The organism is Saccharothrix coeruleofusca, from assembly GCF_014648515.1.
GTDB lineage: Bacteria > Actinomycetota > Actinomycetes > Mycobacteriales > Pseudonocardiaceae > Actinosynnema > Actinosynnema coeruleofuscum.
Genome location: NZ_BMRG01000003.1, coordinates 458,654 through 478,921, shown reverse-complemented (window position 1 = coordinate 478,921; position 20,268 = coordinate 458,654). Strand labels below are relative to the sequence as shown.

Here is a 20,268-nt window from a genome sequence, read left to right as displayed (position 1 = left end):
TCATGTTGGGTTAACACTGTTTACCCAACGTTCGGTGTCGCTCCGGTGTCCCCGAGTCACCGCAATGTCACCCGATCGGCCTAAGAACTGCCGGAGGTTCACCCGCGCGGGGGGTGCCCGGTCAGCCCAGGCACCCCGGTCCGAGCAGCGCCTTCAGGTCGCCCATCAGCGACGGCGTCGGGCTGACCCGCAGCGCGTCGTCCAGCTTGAGCACCGTGTTGCGGCTGCTGTTGATGATCAGGTTGAGGTGCACCTCGGTGGTGCCGGGGTGCGCGGCCAGCACCTCCTTGAGGGAGGCCACCAGCTTCGGGTCGCAGCGCGAGGCCGCCAGCTTCAGCTTCAGCGCCTGGTTGCCCAGCTCGTTGAGGTCCGGCACCACCAGGTCGTTGGCGATCAGCGAGATCCGGTCGTCCCGCTTGGCCACCCGCGCCTTGACCAGCACGATCGCGTCCTCGGCCACGGACATGCCGTGCACCGCGAAGCTCTTGGGGAAGAACAGCACCTCGATGCCACCGGCCAGGTCCTCCAGCTGCGCCGAGGCCCACGGCTCGCCGTTCTTGTTGACCCGCCTGGTCACCGACGCCAGGATGCCGCCGATGGTGACCTGCTGGCCGTCGGGCACGTCGCCTTCCAGGATGCGCGGGATGGAGGCGTCCGAGTAGGACTCCAGGATGCCCTCCACGCCGTTGAGCGGGTGGCCGGACACGTACAGGCCCAGCATCTCCCGCTCCAGCGTGAGCTGGTGCTTGGACTCCCAGTGCTCGTCGGGGATCTTGACGTCGAATACGCTGGCCCCGTCGTCCCCGCCGCCGTCGCCGAACAGGTCGAACTGCCCGCGCGCCTCCTCCTTCTTGGTCAGCATGATCGCGTCGACCGCCTCGACGTGGACCATGTGCAGACCCTTGCGCGGGTGGCCCAGCGAGTCGAACGCCCCCGCCTTGATCAGCGATTCCACGACCTTCTTGTTGCAGACCGTGGCGTCGACCTTGCGCAGGAAGTCGGAGAAGTCGACGAACTTCCCCTTCTCCTTGCGCGCCTTGATGATCGCGTCGACCACGTTGGCCCCGACGTTGCGGATGGCGCCCAGGCCGAACCGGATGTCGTCGCCGACCGCGACGAACTCGCGCTCGGACTCGTTGACGTCCGGCGGCAGCACGGTGATGCCCATCCGGCGGCACTCGGCGAGGTAGATCGCCGACTTGTCCTTGTTGTCCGAGTTCGTGGTCAGCAGCGCGGCCATGTACTCGGCCGGGTAGTTGGCCTTGAGGTAGGCGGTCCAGTACGCGATCAGGCCGTACGCGGCGGAGTGCGCCTTGTTGAACGCGTAGTCGGCGAACGGGACCAGGATGTCCCACAGGGTCTTGATCGCCTCCGGCGAGTAGCCGTTGGCGAGCATGCCCGCCTCGAAGCCGGTGAACTCCTTGTCCAGGATCTCCTTCTTCTTCTTGCCCATCGCGCGGCGCAGCAGATCCGCCTGGGCCAGCGTGTAACCCGCCACCTTCCGGGCGATGGCCATGACCTGCTCCTGGTACACGATCAGGCCGTAGGTCGTGTCCAGGATCTCCGCCAGGGGCTCTTCCAGCTCCTTGTGGATCGGCGTGATCTCCTGCTGCTTGTTCTTGCGCAGCGCGTAGTTCGTGTGCGAGTTCGCACCCATCGGACCCGGCCGGTACAGCGCGATGACCGCGGAGACGTCCTCGAAGTTGTCCGGGCGCATCAGCCGCAGCAGGTCCCGCAGCGCCCCGCCGTCGAGCTGGAACACACCCAGGGTGTCGCCGCGGCCCAGCAGCTCGTAGGTCTTCTTGTCGTCCAGGCCGACCGCGGTGATGTCGAGCTCGCCCTTGCCGTTGAGCTCGATGTTCTTCAGGGCGTCGTCGATCGTGGTCAGGTTGCTCAGGCCCAGGAAGTCCATCTTCAGCAGGCCGAGCGTCTCGCAGGTCGGGTAGTCGAACTGCGTGATGATCGAGCCGTCCTGCGGGCGCATCCAGACCGGGATGTGGTCCGTCAGCGGCTCCGCGGACATGATCACCGCGCAGGCGTGCACGCCCGCGTTGCGGATCAGGCCCTCCAGGCCGCGGCCGGTGTCGATGATCTCCTTGACCTGCGGGTCGGTCTCGTACAGCGCCCGGACCTCGGCGGCCTCGGCGTACCGCTTGTGCGACGGGTCGAAGATGCCCGACAGCGGGATGTCCTTGCCCATCACCGCGGGCGGCATGGCCTTGGAGATGCGGTCGGCCACCGCGTAGCCGGGCTGGCCGTACAGCACGCGGGCGGAATCCTTGATCGCCGCCTTCGCCTTGATGGTGCCGAAGGTGATCACCTGGGCGACCTTGTCGGCGCCCCACTTCTCGGTGACATAGCGGATCACGTCGCCGCGCCTGCGCTCGTCGAAGTCGATGTCGATGTCGGGCGGGCTGACCCGGTCCGGGTTGAGGAACCGCTCGAAGATCAGACCGTGGGCCAGCGGGTCGAGGTCGGTGATGCCCATGGCGTAGGCGATCAGCGCGCCCGCGGCGGAGCCTCGGCCGGGACCCACCCGGATGCCGTTGGCCTTGGCCCAGCTGATGAAGTCGGCGACCACCAGGAAGTAGGACGGGAAGCCCATCTGCAGGATGACGCCGATCTCGAACTCCACCTGCTGGCGGTGGACCTCGTCCACGCCCTCGGGGAAGCGGCGGCGCATGCCCTCCCAGACCTGCTCGCGGAAGTACTCCGCCTCGGTCATGCCCTCCGGGATCGGGTAGCGCGGCATGAGGTTGTGGAAGGCGAACATCCCTGTGGTGTCCACCTTCTCGGCGACCAGCAGGGTGTTGCGGCAGCCCTGCTGCCAGGCGTCGGAGGAGTCGATGGCGCGCATCTCGTCCGGCGACTTGAGGTAGTAGCCCTGGCCGTCGAACTTGAACCGGCTGGGGTCCTGCAGCGTCTTGCCGGTCTGCACGCACAGCAGCGCGTCGTGCGCGTCCCGGTCCTCGGCGAAGGTGTAGTGCGAGTCGTTGGTCACCACGAACGGGATCTTGAGCTTGTTCGCGATGTCCAGCAGGCCGTCGCGGACCCGGTGCTCGATCTCGATGCCGTGGTCCATCAGCTCGACGAAGAAGTTGTCCGCGCCGTAGATGTCGCGCCACTTGGCGGCGGCCTCCAGCGCCTCCCGGTCGTGGCCCAGGCGCAACCGGGTCTGCACCTCGCCGGAGGGGCACCCGGTGGTCGCCATCAGGCCCGCGGAGTGCTCGGCGATCAGCTCGGCGTCCATCCGCGGCCACTTGCCCAGCTGCCCCTCGGTGGAGGCCCGGCTGGACAGCTTCATCAGGTTGTGCAGGCCCTCGTTGTCCCTGGCCCAGATGGTCTGGTGGGTGTAGGCGCCGCTGGCGGAGACGTCGTCGGACTTCTGGCCGGGGTCGCCCCACAGCACGCGCTTCTTGTTGAAGCGCGAGTCGGGGGCCATGTACGCCTCGATGCCCACCACCGGCTTGATGCCCGCCGCGGTGGCCTGCTTGAAGAAGTCGTAGGCGCCGTACATGTTGCCGTGGTCGGTGATGGCGGCGGCGGGCATCCCCAACCGCTCGCACTCGGCGAACATGTCCTTCAGCTTCGCCGCTCCGTCGAGCATCGAGTACTCGGTGTGCACGTGGAGGTGCACAAACGAGTCGGCCACCCCAAACCCCCTTGTGTACCACGCCGATCACGGATCGCGGCCACGAGCGAACCGCACCCAGCACCCTAGTCCGTCCGGGTCTCCCCCGCCGCAACGCCCCGCGCCTGCAAGTACCACCCGAGCCCGCCCGCGAGGCCGCTCACCACTACCCGCCACGCTCCCGCAGCGCGCCGCGAACGGCCCTGACGAACCCATCGGTGTCGTGCACGACATCCCACCAGGTGAAGCGCAGCAACCTCCACCCCGACTGCAGGAGCCGGTTCTGCCTCTTGCGGTCGTGGAACACCGCGCGGGGCGTGCTGTGCACGGTCTTGCCGTCATACTCGATGCCCAGCCCGAGCTCCGGGTAGGCGGCGTCCAGGCGCGCGACCGGACCCGCGTCGTCGAACACCTCGAACTGCGCCACGGGCAGCGGCACGGACCCGTCCAGCAGCGCCAGCCTGCCCGCCGTCTCCAGAGCGGACTCCGACACGCCGTCCGCCTCAGCGATGCGCAGGCGAATCCGCCCGGTTCCCTCGCCGCCGCGCCGGGCGTCCGCGGCGGCCAGCAGGTCCGCCCTGGTCACCACGCCTCGGCGCAGGCCGTCGTCGATGGCCCAGACCGCGTCGCCCCTGGGCACGGTCCCCACCAGGTCGACCAGCGTCCGCACGGGCGAGGTCAGCGCGACCCCGCCCAGCACCTGGACCTCACCGAGCCCGAGCGGTCGTCCGTGGCACCACAGCTCCTTGCGCCGCACCCGCCGCTGGTCGCGCGGCACCGTGACGTGCTCGGGACCTGCTCCCGAAGGGGTCGGGAGGCCGTGGACGCGAGCCGCGGTCTGGTGGCTGGCCACGGCGTCGGGCACGCCGATGGCCAGCACCGCCGCTCGCGCCAGCGCCAGCGGGCTGATCTCCTGACGCCCGTGGACGTACACGCACCGCTGGACGCGTTTGAGCCTGCCGGTGCGCAATGCCTTCATGATCTGATCGGGGTCGATGCCCTCGCGCAGGGCCCGGTCGCGCAGGACCAAGCCGTCGTGCTCGATGACAGAGGAGATCCAGTCGTCCATGGGCACAAGGCTGCGACTGGTGCCGCGCGGGGGGGGGAAGCGCCGTGCCGCCCGCTGTGGATAACCGGGGGGCCTGTGGATAACTCCGGTAGTAGTGAACGGCCACACCGAAGCGGTCGGGTAGTACTTGCCGACGCGGAGGGTTGGGGTCGTGGCGCGCCGATCTTGGTGGGCGGGTAGCGTTCGAGTCGTGGTCGCGCCCGATCCCGTCGACGCCCGCCTCCTCGCGATGATCGCGGAGATGGGCCGAGCCGCCGTGCACGAGGTGGCGGCGCGGCTGGGCATGGACCCCCGCGAGGCGGCCACCCGCCTGATCACCCTGTCCGGCAGCGGGTTGCCGCTGCTGGTGGGCGTGGAGTGCGACCCCAACGGCATCCGCAAGGCGCTGGCCAACAGCGTGGCGTGGGGCAGCTACACCGGGCCCGCCCAGGGCACGGCCAGCGGCCCCTACCCGCCGCCCGGCTCGGTGCGCGGCACCCCCAGCGGGCCCTACCCGCCCCACCCCGGCCCGCAGGGGCCGCCCAGCCAGCCGTTCCCGGCCCAGCCGCAGTCCGGCCCGGTCCCGGTGCCCGAGCCGATGAGCACGTGGGGACCGCCGCAGTCGGCGGGCTGGGCGCGCGGCGACCAGCAGCCCGCGCCCCGGTCGCGCACCGGCAAGATCGGCAGCACCCTGGAGACCGAGGGCCTGGAGGGCGCCCGGTTCACCATCCAGCTGGTCGAGGTGGTCGACCCGGCGGACTTCCTGTTCACCGCGGCGGGCTACAAGCTGGCCGACGGCGAGCGGGCCGTGGTGGTGCACACCGAGCTGGCCAACATCGGCACCGTGCCGTTCAACGCCCTGCCGGACATGTACCTGGTGCTGATGACCAACACCGGTGAGACGGTCAGCAAGGCCCCGGTGTCGCTGTCCTCCCGGCCGCCGCACAAGATCGGCGTGCAGCCGGGCGAGACGGCGGGCGGGCACACCGTGTACGTGCTGCCGGAGAACGTCACCGTGACCTCGGTCCGGTGGAGCTCCCGGCCGGAGACCGACCTGAACACCCTGGTCTGGACCGTCGACGACTGAGACCGGGGGCGGCCCCGCGCCCGAACGCCCGGTTCGCGGTGTCCGAACGCTCGGTTCGCGGTGCCTGAACGCTCGGTTCGCGGTCAGCCTTCGGCGCGGAGCTGGTCGAGGGCTTGGGCCAGGTCGGCGGGGTACTCGCTGGTGAACTCCACCCACTGCCCGTCGGCCGGGTGGTGGAAGCCCAGCGTGCGGGCGTGCAGCCACTGCCGCGTCACGCCCAGCCGCTTGGCCAGCACCGGGTCGGCGCCGTAGGTCAGGTCGCCCACGCAGGGGTGGCGCAGCGCGGAGAAGTGCACCCGGATCTGGTGCGTGCGCCCGGTCTCCAGGTGCACGTCCAGCAGCGACGCGGCCCGGAACGCCTCGACCACCTCGTAGTGGGTGACGCTGGGCTTGCCGTTGGCCATCACCGCGAACTTGTAGTCGTGCTTGGGGTGGCGGTCGATCGGCGCGTCGATGGTGCCGCGGATCGGGTCCGGGTGGCCCTGCACGAGCGCGTGGTAGAGCTTCTCCACCGTGCGCTCCTTGAAGGCGTGCTTGAGCACCGAGTAGGCGTGCTCGCTCTTGGCCACCACCATCACGCCGGTGGTGCCCACGTCCAGCCGGTGCACCACGCCCTGCCGCTCGGCCGCGCCCGAGGTGGCGATGCGCACGCCCGCGGCGGCCAGCCCGCCGACCACGGTCGGCCCGGTCCACCCCGGACTGGGGTGCACCGCCACGCCCACCGGCTTGTCGACCACGATCACGTCGTCGTCCTCGTAGAGCACCCCCAGGCCCTCCACCGGCACGGCCTGGACGCTCACCGGCCGCTCCGGCTCGGGCAGGGTGATCTCCAGCCACGCGCCCGCGACCAGCCGGTCGGACTTGCCCGCGGGCTGCCCGTCGAGCACCACGTCGCCGGACTCGGTCAGCGCCGCGACCGCGGTCCGCGACAGGCCAAGCAGCTTGGCCAGGCCCGCGTCGACGCGCATCCCGTCCAGCCCGTCGGGCACGGGCAGGGTTCGGTAGCCGCTCATGCCTTCTTCTCCACCCTGGTGCCGTCGTAGTCGCGCTGGAGCAGGGCCATCAGCACGATCACGCCGCCGCCCACGCAGATCGCCGAGTCGGCGAGGTTGAACACCGGGAAGAAACCGCCCCACGGGTCGAGCACGGAGATGAAGTCCACCACGTGGCCGCGCAGCGGGCCGGGCGCGCGGAACACGCGGTCGACCAGGTTGCCCAGCGCCCCGCCGAGCACCAGGCCCAGCCCGATCGCCCAGCCGACCGACCGCAGCTTGCGGGCGATCCACAGGATGAAGCCGACCACGCCGAACGCGATCAGCGCCAGCACGAACGTCCACCCCTCGGCCATGCCGAAGGCCGCGCCGGGGTTGCGGACCAGCGGCAGGTACAGCAGCCCGCCGAACAGCTCGACCGGCTGCCGCCCCTCCAGCTCGGCGACCGCGACCACCTTGGTGGCGATGTCCAGCGCCAGCACCACCGCGGCGAGGACGCCCAGCAGCAGCACCCGCCTGGGTGGCGGGGCGGGGGCTCCCGGAACTGCCTCGGGTTCGGCGTTGGGCTCAGTGCTCACCGGCCCATTGTCCCGCATCGGGTTCGCGCGACCGCACTCAGACCAGGAACGGCGGCAGCGGCCGGGTGTCCTGGGCGGGCTCCCAGCGGCCGTCCCGCTGGGCGTAGTCGACCCGCGGCCCCTCCAGCACCAGCGACCGCAGCGCCGCCACGAGCCGGTCCACGTGCTCCTCGGTGCTGCCCAGCCCCAGCGACGCGCGCAGCGCCCGCTGCCCGGCGGCCAGCCGGTGCACCGCCACGTGCGCGCAGAACGCGCCGTCGCGCACGCCGATGCCGTGCTCGGCGGACAGCGCGGCGGCCAGGTAGCCCGCGTCCTGCCCGCCGACGACGAAGCTGACCACGCCCACCCGGTCGTGCTCGGCCCCGAACAGCGACAGCTCGCGCACGCCGGGCACGGTGGCCAGGCCCGCCCGCAGCCGCGCCAGCAGGCCGCGCTCGTGCGCGCCGGTGCGCTCCCAGTGCCGCCCCAGCACGTCGCAGGCCACGCCGAGGGCGTGCGCGCCGACCACGTTGGGCGAGCCCGCCTCGTGCCGCTCGGGCACCGCCGACCACGCCACGCCCAGCCGGTCGCCGTGGTCGGTGACCAGCGCGGTCGCGCCGCCGCCGACCAGGTACGGCTCGGCGGCCCGCAGCCAGTCCGCGCGACCGACCAGCGCGCCCGCGCCGAAGGGCGCGTACAGCTTGTGGCCGGACAGCACGGCGTAGTCCACGTCCAGCGCCTTGAGGTCGACCGGCCGGTGCGGGGCCAGCTGGGCGGCGTCGAGCACGACGCGCGCCCCGTGCCGCCGGGCCACCGCGGCCAGCTCGGCCACCGGCCACACCTCACCGGTCACGTTGGACGCGCCGGTCACCACGACCAGTCGCGGCCCCTCGGGGCAGGCGCGCAGCGCCCGGTCCAGCTCCAGCACCGCGCCCGCCGCCGAGGAGGGCGTGCGCAGCCGCCGCACGCCTGGTCCGCGCCACGGCAGCAGCGCGGCGTGGTGGTCGGTGTCGAACAGCACCACCGAGGTGCGCCGGGGCAGGGCTCGGGCCAGCAGGTTCAGCGCGTCGGTGGTGTTGCGGGTGAACACCACCGCGTCGCCCGCCCTGGCGCCGAGGAACCGCCGCACCGCGTCGCGGGCCTGCCCGTAGACGCGGGTGCTGACGTGGGAGGCGAACCCGGCACCCCGGTGCACCGAGGCGTACCAGGGCAGCAGCTCGTCCACCGCGTCGCGGACCTGCTCCAGGCAGGGCGCGGACGCGGCGTGGTCGAGGTTGGCGTACTCGACGAACTGCCCGGTGACCAGGGGGACCTTCAGGTCCGCCCCGACCACGCGGGGCAGGGCGGCGACGGGACGGGGAACGGCGACGGTCACGACGAGCCTCCGGCGGCCTCGGGGGCCCCTGCTCGACAGGAGGCCCGCGCTTGCCCGGCGCACCCCGCGCCGGACCAGGTCCTCACCGGGGGCACCCCACCGCGGTAGGAGGGTTGCCGGCCAGCTAGCCCGGGCTTGTCGCTGGCACTCATGACCTCGCCCACGACGTTAGCGGCGGACCCGCCCGCCGTCGAGCCCCGTCCGGATCATGGGATCTCGCGGCCCGTGTCGCCCTTCCAGCGGGCCAGCCTGCCCGCCCGGTCCACCGCCCGGATGCGCTGCTCGACGGCGGTGCGCACGCCTTCGGTGCACACCACCAGCAGCTGGTCGCGCTCCTGCAGCCGGGTGGTCGACTGCGGGGTGAACCCGCCGCCCTCGCGCACCACCAGGCTCACCGAGGCGCCCACCGGCAGCCGCAGCTCCGACAGGTACACGCCGTGCAGCTTGGACCCGCGCTGGATGCGCACCTGGAGCAGCTCGGCGTTGAACTGGTCCAGCGCCGAGGAGTCGAACTGCACCTCGCTGGCCTCCCCCGAGCGCACCAGCCCCAGCCAGCGGGCCAGCCTGGGCAGGGTGGTGCCCTGCACCAGGGTCAGCAGGATGACCAGCACGAACACCGCGTCGACCAGCTGGTCGGCGCCGGGCACCTGCTGGATGAGCGGGATCAGGGCGAACACGATGGGCACCGCGCCGCGCAGCCCGGACCACGACAGGAACACCTGCTCGCGCCACGGCACCCGGAACGGCGTGGCGGCCACCAGCACCGACAGCGGCCGGGCCACCAGCAGCAGCACCGCGCCCGCGACCAGGGCGGGCACCAGCGCGTGCAGCAGCCGTTCCGGCGAGGCGTACAGGCCCAGAAGCACGAACAGGCCGATCTGGGAGACCCAGCCCAACCCCTCGGCGAAGGACAGCGTGTCCGAGCGGTGCGGCAGCCGGGCGTTGCCCAGCACCACCGCCGCGACGTAGACGGCCAGGAAGCCGGAGGCGTGCGCCAGGTCGCCCGCGGTGTAGGCGAGCAGGCACACCGCGACCGTGGCCAGCGGGTACAGGCCGGTGGCGGGCAGCGCCGCGCGCCGCAGGCCCACGGCGCCCAGCAGGCCCAGCGCCACGCCGATCGCCGCGCCCGCGACCAGCTCGTAGACCATCAGCAGCGGCGCGGTCCAGGTGATCGGGTCCGGCGAGGCCAGCAGCACCACGGCGATGTAGACCGGGGCGTCGTTGATGCCCGACTCCAGCTCCAGCGCGCCGATCAGCCGCCTGCCCACGCCGACCGAGCGCAGCACGCTGAACACCGCGGCCGCGTCGGTGGAGGACAGCACCGCGCCCCACAGCAGCGCGGTGCGCCAGTCCAGGCCCAGCAGGTGGTGCAGGGCCACGCCGGTGACCGCGACGCTGACCCCCACCGACACCGTGGACAGCGCGATGCCCAGGCCGAGCGCGGGTCTGACCGCGGCCCACCGGGTGGTCAGGCCGCCCTCGGTGAGGATCAGCACGAGCGCGGCGGTGCCCAGCGAACGGGTCAGGTCGGCGTCCTCGAACTCGATGCCCAGCACCGACTCGCCCAGCAGCACGCCGATGGCGAGGTAGAGCAGCAGCGAGGGCAGCCCGAGCCTGCTCGACACCCGTACCGCGATGGCGGCCACCAGCAACACCGCCGCACCGATGCCGAGGAAACCCGTGACACCACCCACTCGCCCTCCCCGCTGTCGCCCGGTAGTGGGTGCATTCTTCCTTGACGATCTCGAAGTGGACGAATCGGGCACCGACTCAACCGAGCAGCGCCGCGAGCACCTCCGCGCCGTCGTCGGGGGCCGGGTCGATCACCACGACCTTGTCCCGCCCGCGCTCGCCGGAGGCGATGGCCACGTCCTGCCTGCGCACCCCGAACGCCTTGGCCAGCGCCTTGCGCACGGCCTCGTTGGCCTTGCCCTCGACCGCGGGCGCGGCGACCGCGACCACCAGCGCCCCGTCGCCCCACCGGCCGCCGACCGCGTCCCGCCGGGCTCCCGGCTTCACCCGCACCCCGAACCTCAGTCCCGCCACCGCGTCACCGTACGACGGCGGTCCCACGACGCGACTGCACCGATTCCGTGCCGGGCCGAACGGGTGAGCACCCTGGTCCCGGCGGGGCTCTCGGACACACTCTGGAGCCGTTCCGCGCGGGGTCCCGCACGACGCGCGTGGCCGAGGACGTCCACACCGCCCTCCTCCGGGCGCGGGGCGCGCGACGCGGGAGGGAGCACCATGACCGACGAAGTGGGCCCGCGACTGGAGCAGTTGCCCGCCGAGGCGGTCCCGGAGGACCCGCCCGCCCGCGCGCGGCGGCACGCGGCGCTGCTGACCCAGGCCCGCGCGGGCGACCGCGACGCGCTGAACCGGCTGGTCGCGGAGCTGACGCCGCTGGTGTGGCACGTGGCGCGGAGCAACGGGCTGGACCGCACGAGCGCCGAGGACGTGGCGCAGACGGTGTGGCTGCACTTCCTGCGGCACCTGGAGCGGATCGCCGAGCCGCGCGCGCTGGCGGGCTGGCTGATCGTGACCACGCGGCGGGAGGCCCAGCGGACGTGGCGGGACAGCGGCGGGCGGGCCGTGCTGTCCGGGGACACCGCGCAGGACCTCCCCGACGACCGGTGGCTGCCGGAGGTCGAGGCGCTGCGCGACGAGCGGGACCAGCGGCTGTGGCGGGCCTTCCACGCGCTGCCCCAGCGCTGCCAGGAGCTGCTGCGGTTGACCGTGCTGGCCGGGCGGCCCGAGTACCGCGCGGTGTCCGAGGCGCTGGCCATGCCGCGCGGCAGCATCGGCCCCACCCGCGGCCGGTGCCTGAACTCGCTGCGCCGGCGGCTGGAGGAGGAAGGCGGCGCGTGAGCGGTGGTGCCCGCTCACCGGAGCGGGCACCACCGCGGCCGTCAGAGCCTGGCCACCGCGACCCGGACCTTGACGCCGTCGCCCACGACGCCCACCGAGCCCTCGGCGACCTCGCCGTAGGACACCGCGTCCGCCAGGGTCTCCCCCGCCACGAACTCCTCGAACCCGCGCACGGCGGCGGCCACGTCGTCGGGCAGCTGCACCGTCAGCGCGATCCGGTCGGAGACCTCCAGCCCCGCGTCCTTGCGCGCCTGCTGCACCACCCGGACCAGGTCGCGCGCCACACCCTCGGCGGCGAGCTCCTCGGTGACGGCGGTGTCGAGCACCACCAGCCCGCCGCCGCCGGGCAGCGCGGCGGTGGCCGCCGGGTCGGTGGCGACCAGGCGCTGCTCGTACTCCTCGGGGAACAGCTCGACCCCGGCCGCCACCACGCGGCCGTCCCGCTCGGTCCAGTCCCCCGCCTTGACGGCCTTGATGACCTTCTGCACGTCCGGGCCCAGCCGGGGACCGGCGACCCGCGCGTTGACCGCCAGCTGGAAGTGGCCGTGCGCGGCCACGTCCCCGGTCAGCTCGACCCGCTTGACGTTCACCTCGTCCCGCAGGATCTCGGTGAACCCGCCCAGCGCCGCCACGTCGTCCGCCGCGATCACCAGCTTGGCCAGCGGCAGCCGCACGCGCAGCTTGTTGGCCTTGCGCAGCGACAGCGCCGCGGACGCCACCTGCCGCACCTTGTCCATGGCCGCCACCAGCGCGTCGTCGGCGGGCAGGTCCGACGCCGACGGGTAGTCCGCCAGGTGCACCGAGCGCCCGCCGGTCAGGCCGCGCCACACCGCCTCGGTGGTCAGCGGCAGCAGCGGCGCCGCCACCCGGCAGACCACCTCCAGCACGGTGTGCAGGGTGTCGACGGCGTCCTTCTCGCCCGCCCAGAACCGGTCGCGCGAGCGCCGCACGTACCAGTTCGTGAGCACTTCCAGGAAGTCCCGGACCGACGCGCAGGCGCCGGAGATGTCGTAGGCGTCGAGCTGCCCGCCCACCTGCGCCACCAGGTCGTGCGCCTTGGCCAGCACGTAGCGGTCCAGCACGTGGGGCGAGTCCGTGCGCCAGGTCCCCTCGACGCCCTCGGCGTTGGCGTACAGCGCCAGGAAGTACCAGGAGTTCCACAGCGGCAGCACGGCCTGCCGCACCGCGTCGCGGATGCCCCGCTCGGTGACCACCAGGTCGCCGCCGCGCAGGATCGGCGAGGACATCAGGAACCACCGCATGGCGTCCGAGCCGTCCCGGTCGAACACCTCGTTGACGTCCGGGTAGTTCTTGCGCGACTTGGACATCTTCTGCCCGTCGTCGCCCAGCACGATCCCGTGCGCCACGCAGTTGCGGAACGCGGGCCGGTCGAACAGCGCCGTGGCCAGCACGTGCATGGTGTAGAACCAGCCGCGCGTCTGGCCGTTGTACTCGACGATGAAGTCGCCGGGGTAGTGGTCCTCGAACCACTCCGCGTTCTCGAACGGGTAGTGCACCTGGGCGAAGGACATCGAGCCCGACTCGAACCAGCAGTCGAGCACCTCGGGCACCCGGCGCATGGTCGACCTGCCGGTCGGGTCGTCCGGGTTGGGCCTGGTCAACTGGTCGATGTGGGGCCGGTGCAGGTCGGTGGGGCGCACCCCGAAGTCGCGCTCCAGCTCGTCGAGCGAGCCGTAGACGTCCACCCTCGGGTAGGCCGGGTCGTCGGAGACCCACACCGGGATCGGCGAGCCCCAGAACCGGTTGCGCGAGATGTTCCAGTCCCGCGCGTTCTCCAGCCACTTGCCGAACTGGCCGTCGCGGATGTGCTCGGGCACCCAGTTGATCTGCTGGTTCAGCTCGACCATGCGGTCCTTGAACCGCGTCACCGCGACGAACCACGACGACACCGCGCGCTGGATGAGCGCGTTGTCGCAGCGCCAGCAGTGCGGGTACGGGTGGTCGTAGGTCTCGTGGCGCAGCAGCAGACCCGCTTCCCGCAGGTCGCGGATGATCGGCTTGTTCGCCTCGAACACCTGCAGGCCCTGGTACGGCGGCACCTCGGCGGTGAACCGGCCGTGCGCGTCGACCGGCACGACGACCTCGATGCCCGCCGCGTCGGTGACCGCCTTGTCCTCCTCGCCGAAGGCCGGGGCGATGTGCACGATGCCGGTGCCGTCGTCGGTGGTGACGTAGTCGGCGGGCAGCACCTGGTGCGCGTTCTCCCGGCCGGTGAAGAAGTCGAACGGCGGGGTGTAGCGGCGGCCGACCAGGTCGCTGCCCTTGCACCGGGCCACCACCGGCGGCTGCTCGCCCAGCTCGCGGGCGTAGGCGGGCACGCGGGCCTCGGCGAGCAGGTAGCGCTCGCCGTTGGCCTCGACGGTCACGTAGTCCACGTCCGGGTGCACCGCGGCGGCGAGGTTGCTGGGCAGCGTCCACGGCGTGGTCGTCCACACCAGCGCCAGCTCGCCGGTCTCCAGGCGCAGCCCCACCGTCACCGCCGGGTCCTGCCGGTCCCGGTAGGTGTCGTCCATCTTGGTCTCGGTGTTGGACAGCGGCGTCTCGCAGCGCCAGCAGTACCAGAGCACCCGGAAGCCCTCGTAGACCAGACCCCTGTCCCACAGGGTCTTGAAGGCCCACATGACGCTTTCCATGTAGTCCAGGTCGAGGGTCTTGTAGTCGTCGTCGAAGTCCACCCAGCGCGCCTGCCGGGTCACGTAGTCGCGCCACTGGTCGGTGTACTGGAGCACCGACGTGCGGCAGACCTCGTTGAACTTCTCGATGCCGAACGCCTCGATCTCGCTCTTGGACGAGAACCCGAGCTGCTTCTCCGCCTCCACCTCGGCGGGCAGGCCGTGGGTGTCCCAGCCGAACCGGCGCTCGACGTGCTTGCCGCGCATGGTCTGGTACCGCGGCACGACGTCCTTCACGTACCCGGTGAGCAGGTGCCCGTAGTGCGGCAGGCCGTTGGCGAAGGGCGGGCCGTCGTAGAAGACGAACTCGTTGGCCCCGCGCTCACCGGCGGGTCGGGCCTCGACCGTGGCCCGGAAGGTGCGGTCGGCCTGCCAGTGGTCGAGCACCTCGCGTTCGAGGGTGGGGAAGGACGGCTGGGAGGGCACCGAGCCCCCGCCCGCCTTGGGATAGGCCATGTCGCAGCTCCTCGCGCGCGTCGGTCAACCGGCTCACGGGGACGACACGCCACGCAGGCGCACCGCGGTACCACCCCGCTTGCCAGGGCGCGAAGGCTCTGGCCTCTCGTCAGCGGCTGTGACGGGCCGCTCCCGTCCGGTTCTACTGGGGCCGCGTGGCCTGTTCTTCCGGAAGCTCCCCGGTGATGGCCGGATCAACGCCTTGACAAGGGTAGCGCAAGACTGGAATCGCTCGATCAGGCGAGTGATCAGGACGACGCCCGCTGGGCAGCCGCCAGCGCGGAGTCCGGCAGGCACACCCCGCAGGGCGTGAACCCGAGCTCGCGCGCTTCGGAGACCGGCAGCCCCAGCGAGGCCCGCTCCCCCAACCACGAGCAGGTCGCCAGGTGGTAGCGCGGCCGCTCGTCGAGCACGCGGACCTCCTCGGCGAGGTCGGTCACCACCAGCAGGTCCGCCGCGTCGGTCTGCTCCTCGGCGGGCTCGTCGTCCGGCGTGGACGGCTGCCCCCGCTCCGGGGCGGGACCGGTGGCCACGGGCGCGGGCGGCCGGTCACCGGTCGCGGGGCGGCGGTGCCGCCACCAGTCGAGCACCAGGACCACCGCGGCGGCCCCGCTCGCCGCGACCGACCACCACGCCCACGGGGTGGACGTGGTGGTCAGCGCCGGGACGAGCAGCCCGAGGGCTGCCAGGACCAGCAGCAGGACGACGAAGAGCACAGCGGCTCAGGCTCAGCCCGCCTCGGCGCGCGCGCCGAACGAGTAGCCCTGCTGGCTGCGGCTCTCCGACGGCGCGGCGGGCGCCCGGTCCTGGAGGTCGCGCAGCGACGACTCCAGCATGGTCTTCAACCGGGTGCGGTACTCGCGCTCGAAGGTCTGCAGCTTGTCGATCTGCTTCTCGAGGGTGTTCTTCTCCTGGGTGATGTTGCCCATCACCTCGGCGTGCTTGCGCTGCGCGTCGCGGTCCAGCGCGCTGGCCTTCTCACGGGCCTGCCGCTCCAGCGTCTCGGCGCGGGTCCGCGCGTCGTTGAGCATGGTCTCCGCCCGCGTGCGGGCCTCGTTGACCATGGTGTCGGCCTTGGCGCGGGCCTCGGACAGCAGCTGCTCGGACTTGGTCCGGGCCTCCGAGAGCATCCCGTCGGCCTCGGCCTTGGCCTCGCCGGTGAGCCGGTCGGCCATCTCCTGGGCCAGGCCGAGGACCTTGGCGGCCTGCACGTGGTGGTCGCCTCCCCCGCCGGGGGAGGTCTGCTCCAGCGCCGAGGGGGGCGGAACCGGGGCGAGCCTGCGCGGTTCCTCGATGACGCGGCTGGGACCGACGCCCGCGGCGACCTTGGCCCGTGCGTCCTCCAGGTCGGCGCGCGCGGTCTCGACCTGCTGGTCGAGCTGCTCGACCTGCTGGCGCAGGTCGTTGTTCTCCTCGATCAGGCGGGCGAGCTCGCCCTCAACCAGGTCGAGGAACGCGTCCACCTCGTCCTCGTTGTAGCCCCGCTTGCCAATGGGCGGCTTGCTGAACGCGACGTTGTGCACGTCCGCGGGGGTCAACGGCATCAGATCACCTCACGCACTCCTGGGCTGTGGACATCCCTGGTCCCCTCACCTGGGATCGGCTACTCGCATCAGAATGATAACGACCAGCAACAGCACAATAATGGACAAGTCCAGACCGACGCCCCCGATCCGCACCGTCGGGATCAGCCGACGGAGCAGCCGGACCGGGGGATCGGTCACCGTGTAAACCGTTTCCAAGGCCACCGCGACCCCGCCCGCGGGCCGCCACTCCCTGGCGAACGAGCGGACGAGCTCCACCACGACGCGCGCCGTGAGCAGCAGCCAGAACGAGAACAGCAGGTAGTAGACCACGAGCCAGAGTGCATCCACCCCTCAACTGTGCCACCACTCAGCCGTGGTTGAGGAACCCACCCTCGGCGAGCCGCCTGCGGTCCTCGGCGGTGACGTCGATGTTCGGGGGTGAGAGGAGGAACACCTTGTTTGTCACCTTATCGATTGACCCCCGGAGGGCGAACGCGAGCCCGGCCGCGAAGTCCACCAACCGCTTGGCGTCCGCGTCGTCCATGTCCGTGAGGTTCATGATCACCGGGGTGCCGTCGCGGTAGTGCTCGCCGATGGTGCGCGCCTCGTTGTAGCTGCGCGGGTGCAGCGTCGTGATGCGCCCCAGCGGGTGAGCGGGCTCGGTGGCCGGTCGGGTGCGCGCGGCGGGCTCGCGCTGGGAGTCCACGGCCAGCGCGCCGTGCACCGCGGTGTCGCCGCTCCAGGAGCGGCGGGACCGGGTGCGGGCGTCGGGCTCGTAGTCCTCCGACTCGTCGAGCTCGGCGCGGTAGTCCGAGCGGCCGAGCACCCGGCGGCGCCCGTTGCGCTGCTCGGCGTACCCGTCGTACTCGGCGACCTCCGGGTAGTCGGACCGGTAGTCGGCGTAGCGACCGCCCCGCTCGTCCTCGTAGGCGTCGGGATCGTCGGCGTACTCGGCGGGAACCATCCCGAAGTAGGCCTTCAGCTTGTGAAACCCGCTCATGCCCAGCCCTTCCTCCGCCGATCCCTACCCGCAAGGACGTCGCGGCCGCCCCAGAGGTTCCAGGCAATCACGGGGAGGCTAGCCTCCGCTCGCCCAGCAACGCTGTTCCGACACGCACGCACGTCGATCCCCACGCGATGGCATCTTCCAGGTCGCCGCTCATCCCCGCTGAGAGCACGGTCGCAGCAGGGTGATCGTCGCGCAAACGGGTTACCGCTCTGTTCAAGAGCGCAAACGCTTCCCCCGGATACATCTGCCTGGGTGCGACGGCCATCACCCCTCGCAGGGCGAGTTCACCCGAACGCGCTACGTGATCGGCCAGCGCGGGCAGCTCGTCCAGCGGGCAGCCGCCGCGCGCCGGGTCGCCGTCGATGCTGACCTGGATCAGCACGTCCACCGGGCCCCGCCCGGCCTTGGCCGCCGCGCCCGCGAGGGCGTCGGCCAGCCGGGCCGAGTCCACCGAGTCGACCTGGTCGGCCCAGCCGACCACGGACTTGGCCTTGTTGCGCTGCAGCCTGCCCACCATGTGCCACCGGGTGCCCTCGGGCAGGTCGGTCAGCTCGGCGGTCTTGCGGGCCGCCTCCTGGTCCTTGTTCTCGGCGAACTCGCGCAGCCCCAGCTCGCTGAGCAGCGCCACGTCGGCGGCCGGGAAGGTCTTGGTCACCGCGAGCAGGGTGACCTCCGCCGGGTCGCGGTCGGCCTTCGCGCAGGCGGCGGCGATCCGGGCGCGCACCTCGTCGAGGTTGGCGCGCAGCTCCTCGCGCCGGTTCACGCGTCGATCCAGACGACGCCCGCGAGCCTGCCGGTGCCCGGCGTGCGGCGGTGGCTGAACAGGGAGCGCTCCTCCACCGTGCAGCGCGGGTCGACGCCGACCTTGCCCACGCCCGCGTCGGCCAGCTGCTGCCACAGCCCCGCGCGCAGGTCCAGCGCGGGCTTGCCGGAGCGGGTCTTGGCGGCACTGCCGGGCAGGTGCCGCTCCACGTCGTCGCGCATGTCGGCGGGCACCTCGTAGCACTGGCCGCACACCGCGGGCCCCAGCAGCACCTCAATGTTCTCCAGGTGCGCGCCCGCGTCCCGCATGGCGGCGAGAGTGGCCGGGATGATGCCGACCCTGGCGCCGACGCGACCCGCGTGGGCGGCGGCGACCACGCCCGCCTCCGGGTCGCCGAGCAGGACCGGCACGCAGTCCGCCGTGAGCACCACCAGTGCCAGCCCCGGCGTGGCGGTGACCACGGCGTCGGTGGCCTCCAGCGGGCCCTCCTGCGGGCCGTCGACGGTGGCCACCGTGCGGCCGTGCACCTGCTCCATCCACACCAGCCGGTCCGGCGCGAGGCCGATGCCCTCGGCCAGCCTGCGCCGGTTGGCCGCGACCGCGCGCGGGTCGTCGCCCACGTGGTCGCCCAGGTTGAAGGAGTCGTACGGCGGTTTGGAGACCCCACCCTCGCGGGTGGTCACGACACGACGGATGCGCACCCCATCAGCTTGTCACGCCCACGACGCGGCGGAGGCGCCCGGTCCGCGGACCGGGCGCCTCCGATGTCGGAACGACTTCAGCGCCGCATGAACGGCGGCACGTCGACCTCGTCGTCCGGGTCGTCGGTCACCGGCACCGCGCGGTTGGGCAGCGTGCCGCTGGTGGGCAGGGTGCCGCTCTGCGACAGCCGGGGCATCGGCTGCGGCGGCGGCTGGTAGGGCGGCGGCGTGGTGGTCGCGTGCTGCGGCTGCGTCGGCACGGTGGGCCGCGGCGGCACCACCGGGGGCGGCGCGGCCTGCTGCTCCGACTGCGGCGCGGACGGCTGCGCGGAGGGCTGCGGCGCGGTGGACTGCGGTGTGGACGACTGCACCTGCCCGTGCTCGCCCGCCCCGCCCCGCGCGGGGCTGGACAGCGCGGTCGGCTCCAGCTTCTTGTGCGTCGGCCCGCCGCTGTCGAACCCGGCCGCGATCACGGTCACCCGGACCTCGTCGCCCAGCGAGTCGTCGATCACCGTGCCGAAGATGATGTTGGCGTCCGGGTGGGCCGCCTCCTGCACCAGCGAGGCGGACTCGTTGATCTCGAACAGACCCAGGTCCGAGCCGCCCGCGATGGACAGCAGGACGCCGTGCGCCCCCTCCATCGACGCCTCCAGCAGCGGCGAGTTGATCGCCTTCTGCGCCGCCTGCACGGCTCTGCCCTCGCCGCGCGCGGAGCCGATGCCCATCAGCGCGCTGCCCGCGCCGGACATGACGCTCTTGACGTCGGCGAAGTCCAGGTTGATCAGACCGGGGGTGGTGATCAGGTCGGTGATGCCCTGGACACCGGAGAGCAGCACCTCGTCGGCCGAGCGGAAGGCGTCCATCAGGCTCACCCCGATGTCGCCCAGCTGCAGCAGCCGGTCGTTGGGGATCACGATGAGCGTGTCGCACTCGTTGCGCAGGGCCTGGATGCCCTCCTCGGCCTGCTTGGCGCGGCGCTTGCCCTCGAAGGAGAACGGCCGCGTCACCACGCCGATGGTCAGCGCGCCGAGCTTGCGGGCGATGGAGGCCACCACCGGCGCGCCGCCGGTGCCCGTGCCGCCGCCCTCGCCCGCGGTGACGAAGACCATGTCGGCGCCCTTGAGGACTTCCTCGATCTCCTCGCGGTGGTCCTCGGCCGCCTTGTGGCCCACCTCGGGGTTGGCGCCCGCGCCGAGGCCGCGGGTCAGCTCGCGGCCGATGTCGAGCTTGACGTCGGCGTCGGACATCAGCAGCGCTTGCGCGTCGGTGTTCACCGCGATGAACTCGACGCCCTTGAGCCCGACCTCGATCATGCGGTTGACGGCGTTGACACCGCCACCGCCGATGCCGACGACCTTTATCACCGCGAGGTAGTTGTGCGGGGGCGTCATCGGTCCGCCTTCCTGATCGTGTCCGTGCTCATGTGCTGGAGCGGGTGACCGCACCGGTCCACCGCCCGGATTGGAACCCTCAACCAGAGGTCAAGAGTTATGTCAACCCCGTATGTTGTTGCTGGACGGTATGCACCGCTGGTGCGTCGGTCCAGCAGCCACGCCGTGTCG

General features: G+C 72.2%; 17 protein-coding genes and 1 riboswitch. Of the genes, 2 read left to right on the top strand and 15 right to left on the bottom strand.

Going from position 1 to position 20,268, the window contains the following annotated elements; genetic code table 11:
* Positions 1–121 precede the first annotated feature (121 nt).
* Both dnaE and IEZ00_RS10790 read right to left on the bottom strand, forming a co-directional pair.
* Positions 122–3,652, bottom strand: coding sequence for a DNA polymerase III subunit alpha (gene dnaE, locus IEZ00_RS10795; RefSeq protein ID WP_189223038.1), 3,531 nt, complete (start codon positions 3,650–3,652; stop codon positions 122–124).
* 145 nt (positions 3,653–3,797) lie between these two features.
* Positions 3,798–4,700 (bottom strand): PDDEXK family nuclease, encoded by a 903-nt coding sequence (locus tag IEZ00_RS10790; protein WP_189223037.1) that lies wholly within the window; start codon positions 4,698–4,700, stop codon positions 3,798–3,800.
* Positions 4,701–4,890: 190 nt separating this feature from the next.
* Here IEZ00_RS10790 and IEZ00_RS10785 point away from each other — a divergent pair, with 190 nt between their 5' ends.
* Positions 4,891–5,766, top strand: coding sequence for an AsnC family protein (locus tag IEZ00_RS10785; RefSeq protein ID WP_189223036.1), 876 nt, complete (start codon positions 4,891–4,893; stop codon positions 5,764–5,766).
* A gap of 83 nt (positions 5,767–5,849) precedes the next feature.
* Here IEZ00_RS10785 and IEZ00_RS10780 read toward each other — a convergent pair whose 3' ends face one another.
* From IEZ00_RS10780 to IEZ00_RS10760, 5 genes are all read right to left on the bottom strand, one after another.
* On the bottom strand, positions 5,850–6,779 hold the full coding sequence (locus IEZ00_RS10780) for an RluA family pseudouridine synthase (protein WP_189223035.1): 930 nt from the start codon (positions 6,777–6,779) through the stop codon (positions 5,850–5,852).
* Positions 6,776–7,354 carry a signal peptidase II gene (gene lspA / locus IEZ00_RS10775; protein WP_189223034.1) on the bottom strand — a complete coding sequence of 193 codons (579 nt, stop codon included), beginning with the start codon at positions 7,352–7,354 and terminating at the stop codon, positions 6,776–6,778. Before lspA ends, IEZ00_RS10780 begins: the two co-directional genes overlap by 4 nt.
* Before the next feature lie 19 nt (positions 7,355–7,373).
* Positions 7,374–8,690, bottom strand: coding sequence for an aminotransferase class V-fold PLP-dependent enzyme (locus IEZ00_RS10770; RefSeq protein WP_189223033.1), 1,317 nt, complete (start codon positions 8,688–8,690; stop codon positions 7,374–7,376).
* A gap of 41 nt (positions 8,691–8,731) precedes the next feature.
* A riboswitch (SAM riboswitch) is annotated at positions 8,732–8,846 on the bottom strand.
* A gap of 50 nt (positions 8,847–8,896) precedes the next feature.
* Positions 8,897–10,384, bottom strand: a complete 1,488-nt coding sequence (locus tag IEZ00_RS10765) for a potassium/proton antiporter (protein ID WP_189223032.1) — start codon at positions 10,382–10,384, stop codon at positions 8,897–8,899.
* Positions 10,385–10,460: 76 nt separating this feature from the next.
* The gene (locus tag IEZ00_RS10760) at positions 10,461–10,736 is read right to left on the bottom strand and encodes a DUF167 domain-containing protein (RefSeq protein ID WP_443705667.1); all 276 of its coding nucleotides are present in this window, start codon (positions 10,734–10,736) and stop codon (positions 10,461–10,463) included.
* Between the two features lie 201 nt (positions 10,737–10,937).
* On the opposite strand from IEZ00_RS10760, the gene IEZ00_RS10755 reads away from it, so the two are divergent.
* The gene (locus tag IEZ00_RS10755; RefSeq protein WP_189223031.1) at positions 10,938–11,558 is read left to right on the top strand and encodes an RNA polymerase sigma factor; all 621 of its coding nucleotides are present in this window, start codon (positions 10,938–10,940) and stop codon (positions 11,556–11,558) included.
* A 41-nt stretch (positions 11,559–11,599) separates the two neighbouring features.
* On the opposite strand, the gene ileS is transcribed toward IEZ00_RS10755, so the two are convergent.
* The 8 genes from ileS to ftsZ form a co-directional block, all read right to left on the bottom strand.
* The gene (gene ileS, locus IEZ00_RS10750; RefSeq protein WP_189223030.1) at positions 11,600–14,707 is read right to left on the bottom strand and encodes an isoleucine--tRNA ligase; all 3,108 of its coding nucleotides are present in this window, start codon (positions 14,705–14,707) and stop codon (positions 11,600–11,602) included.
* 248 nt (positions 14,708–14,955) lie between these two features.
* Positions 14,956–15,423 carry a hypothetical protein gene (locus IEZ00_RS10745; RefSeq protein ID WP_189223029.1) on the bottom strand — a complete coding sequence of 156 codons (468 nt, stop codon included), beginning with the start codon at positions 15,421–15,423 and terminating at the stop codon, positions 14,956–14,958.
* A 12-nt stretch (positions 15,424–15,435) separates the two neighbouring features.
* Entirely contained in the window at positions 15,436–16,251 is an 816-nt protein-coding gene (gene wag31 / locus IEZ00_RS10740) for a DivIVA-like cell division protein Wag31 (RefSeq protein WP_189223028.1), read from the bottom strand.
* A 45-nt stretch (positions 16,252–16,296) separates the two neighbouring features.
* The gene (locus IEZ00_RS10735; RefSeq protein ID WP_189223027.1) at positions 16,297–16,581 is read right to left on the bottom strand and encodes a YggT family protein; all 285 of its coding nucleotides are present in this window, start codon (positions 16,579–16,581) and stop codon (positions 16,297–16,299) included.
* 19 nt (positions 16,582–16,600) lie between these two features.
* Positions 16,601–17,233, bottom strand: a complete 633-nt coding sequence (locus IEZ00_RS10730; protein WP_189223026.1) for a cell division protein SepF — start codon at positions 17,231–17,233, stop codon at positions 16,601–16,603.
* Positions 17,234–17,300: 67 nt separating this feature from the next.
* Entirely contained in the window at positions 17,301–18,005 is a 705-nt protein-coding gene (locus IEZ00_RS10725) for a YggS family pyridoxal phosphate-dependent enzyme (RefSeq protein ID WP_189223025.1), read from the bottom strand.
* Entirely contained in the window at positions 18,002–18,706 is a 705-nt protein-coding gene (gene pgeF, locus IEZ00_RS10720; RefSeq protein WP_189223024.1) for a peptidoglycan editing factor PgeF, read from the bottom strand. Before pgeF ends, IEZ00_RS10725 begins: the two co-directional genes overlap by 4 nt.
* A gap of 77 nt (positions 18,707–18,783) precedes the next feature.
* Complete coding sequence (gene ftsZ / locus IEZ00_RS10715; protein ID WP_189223023.1) at positions 18,784–20,097, bottom strand: cell division protein FtsZ; 1,314 nt, start codon at positions 20,095–20,097, stop codon at positions 18,784–18,786.
* Positions 20,098–20,268 lie beyond the last annotated feature (171 nt).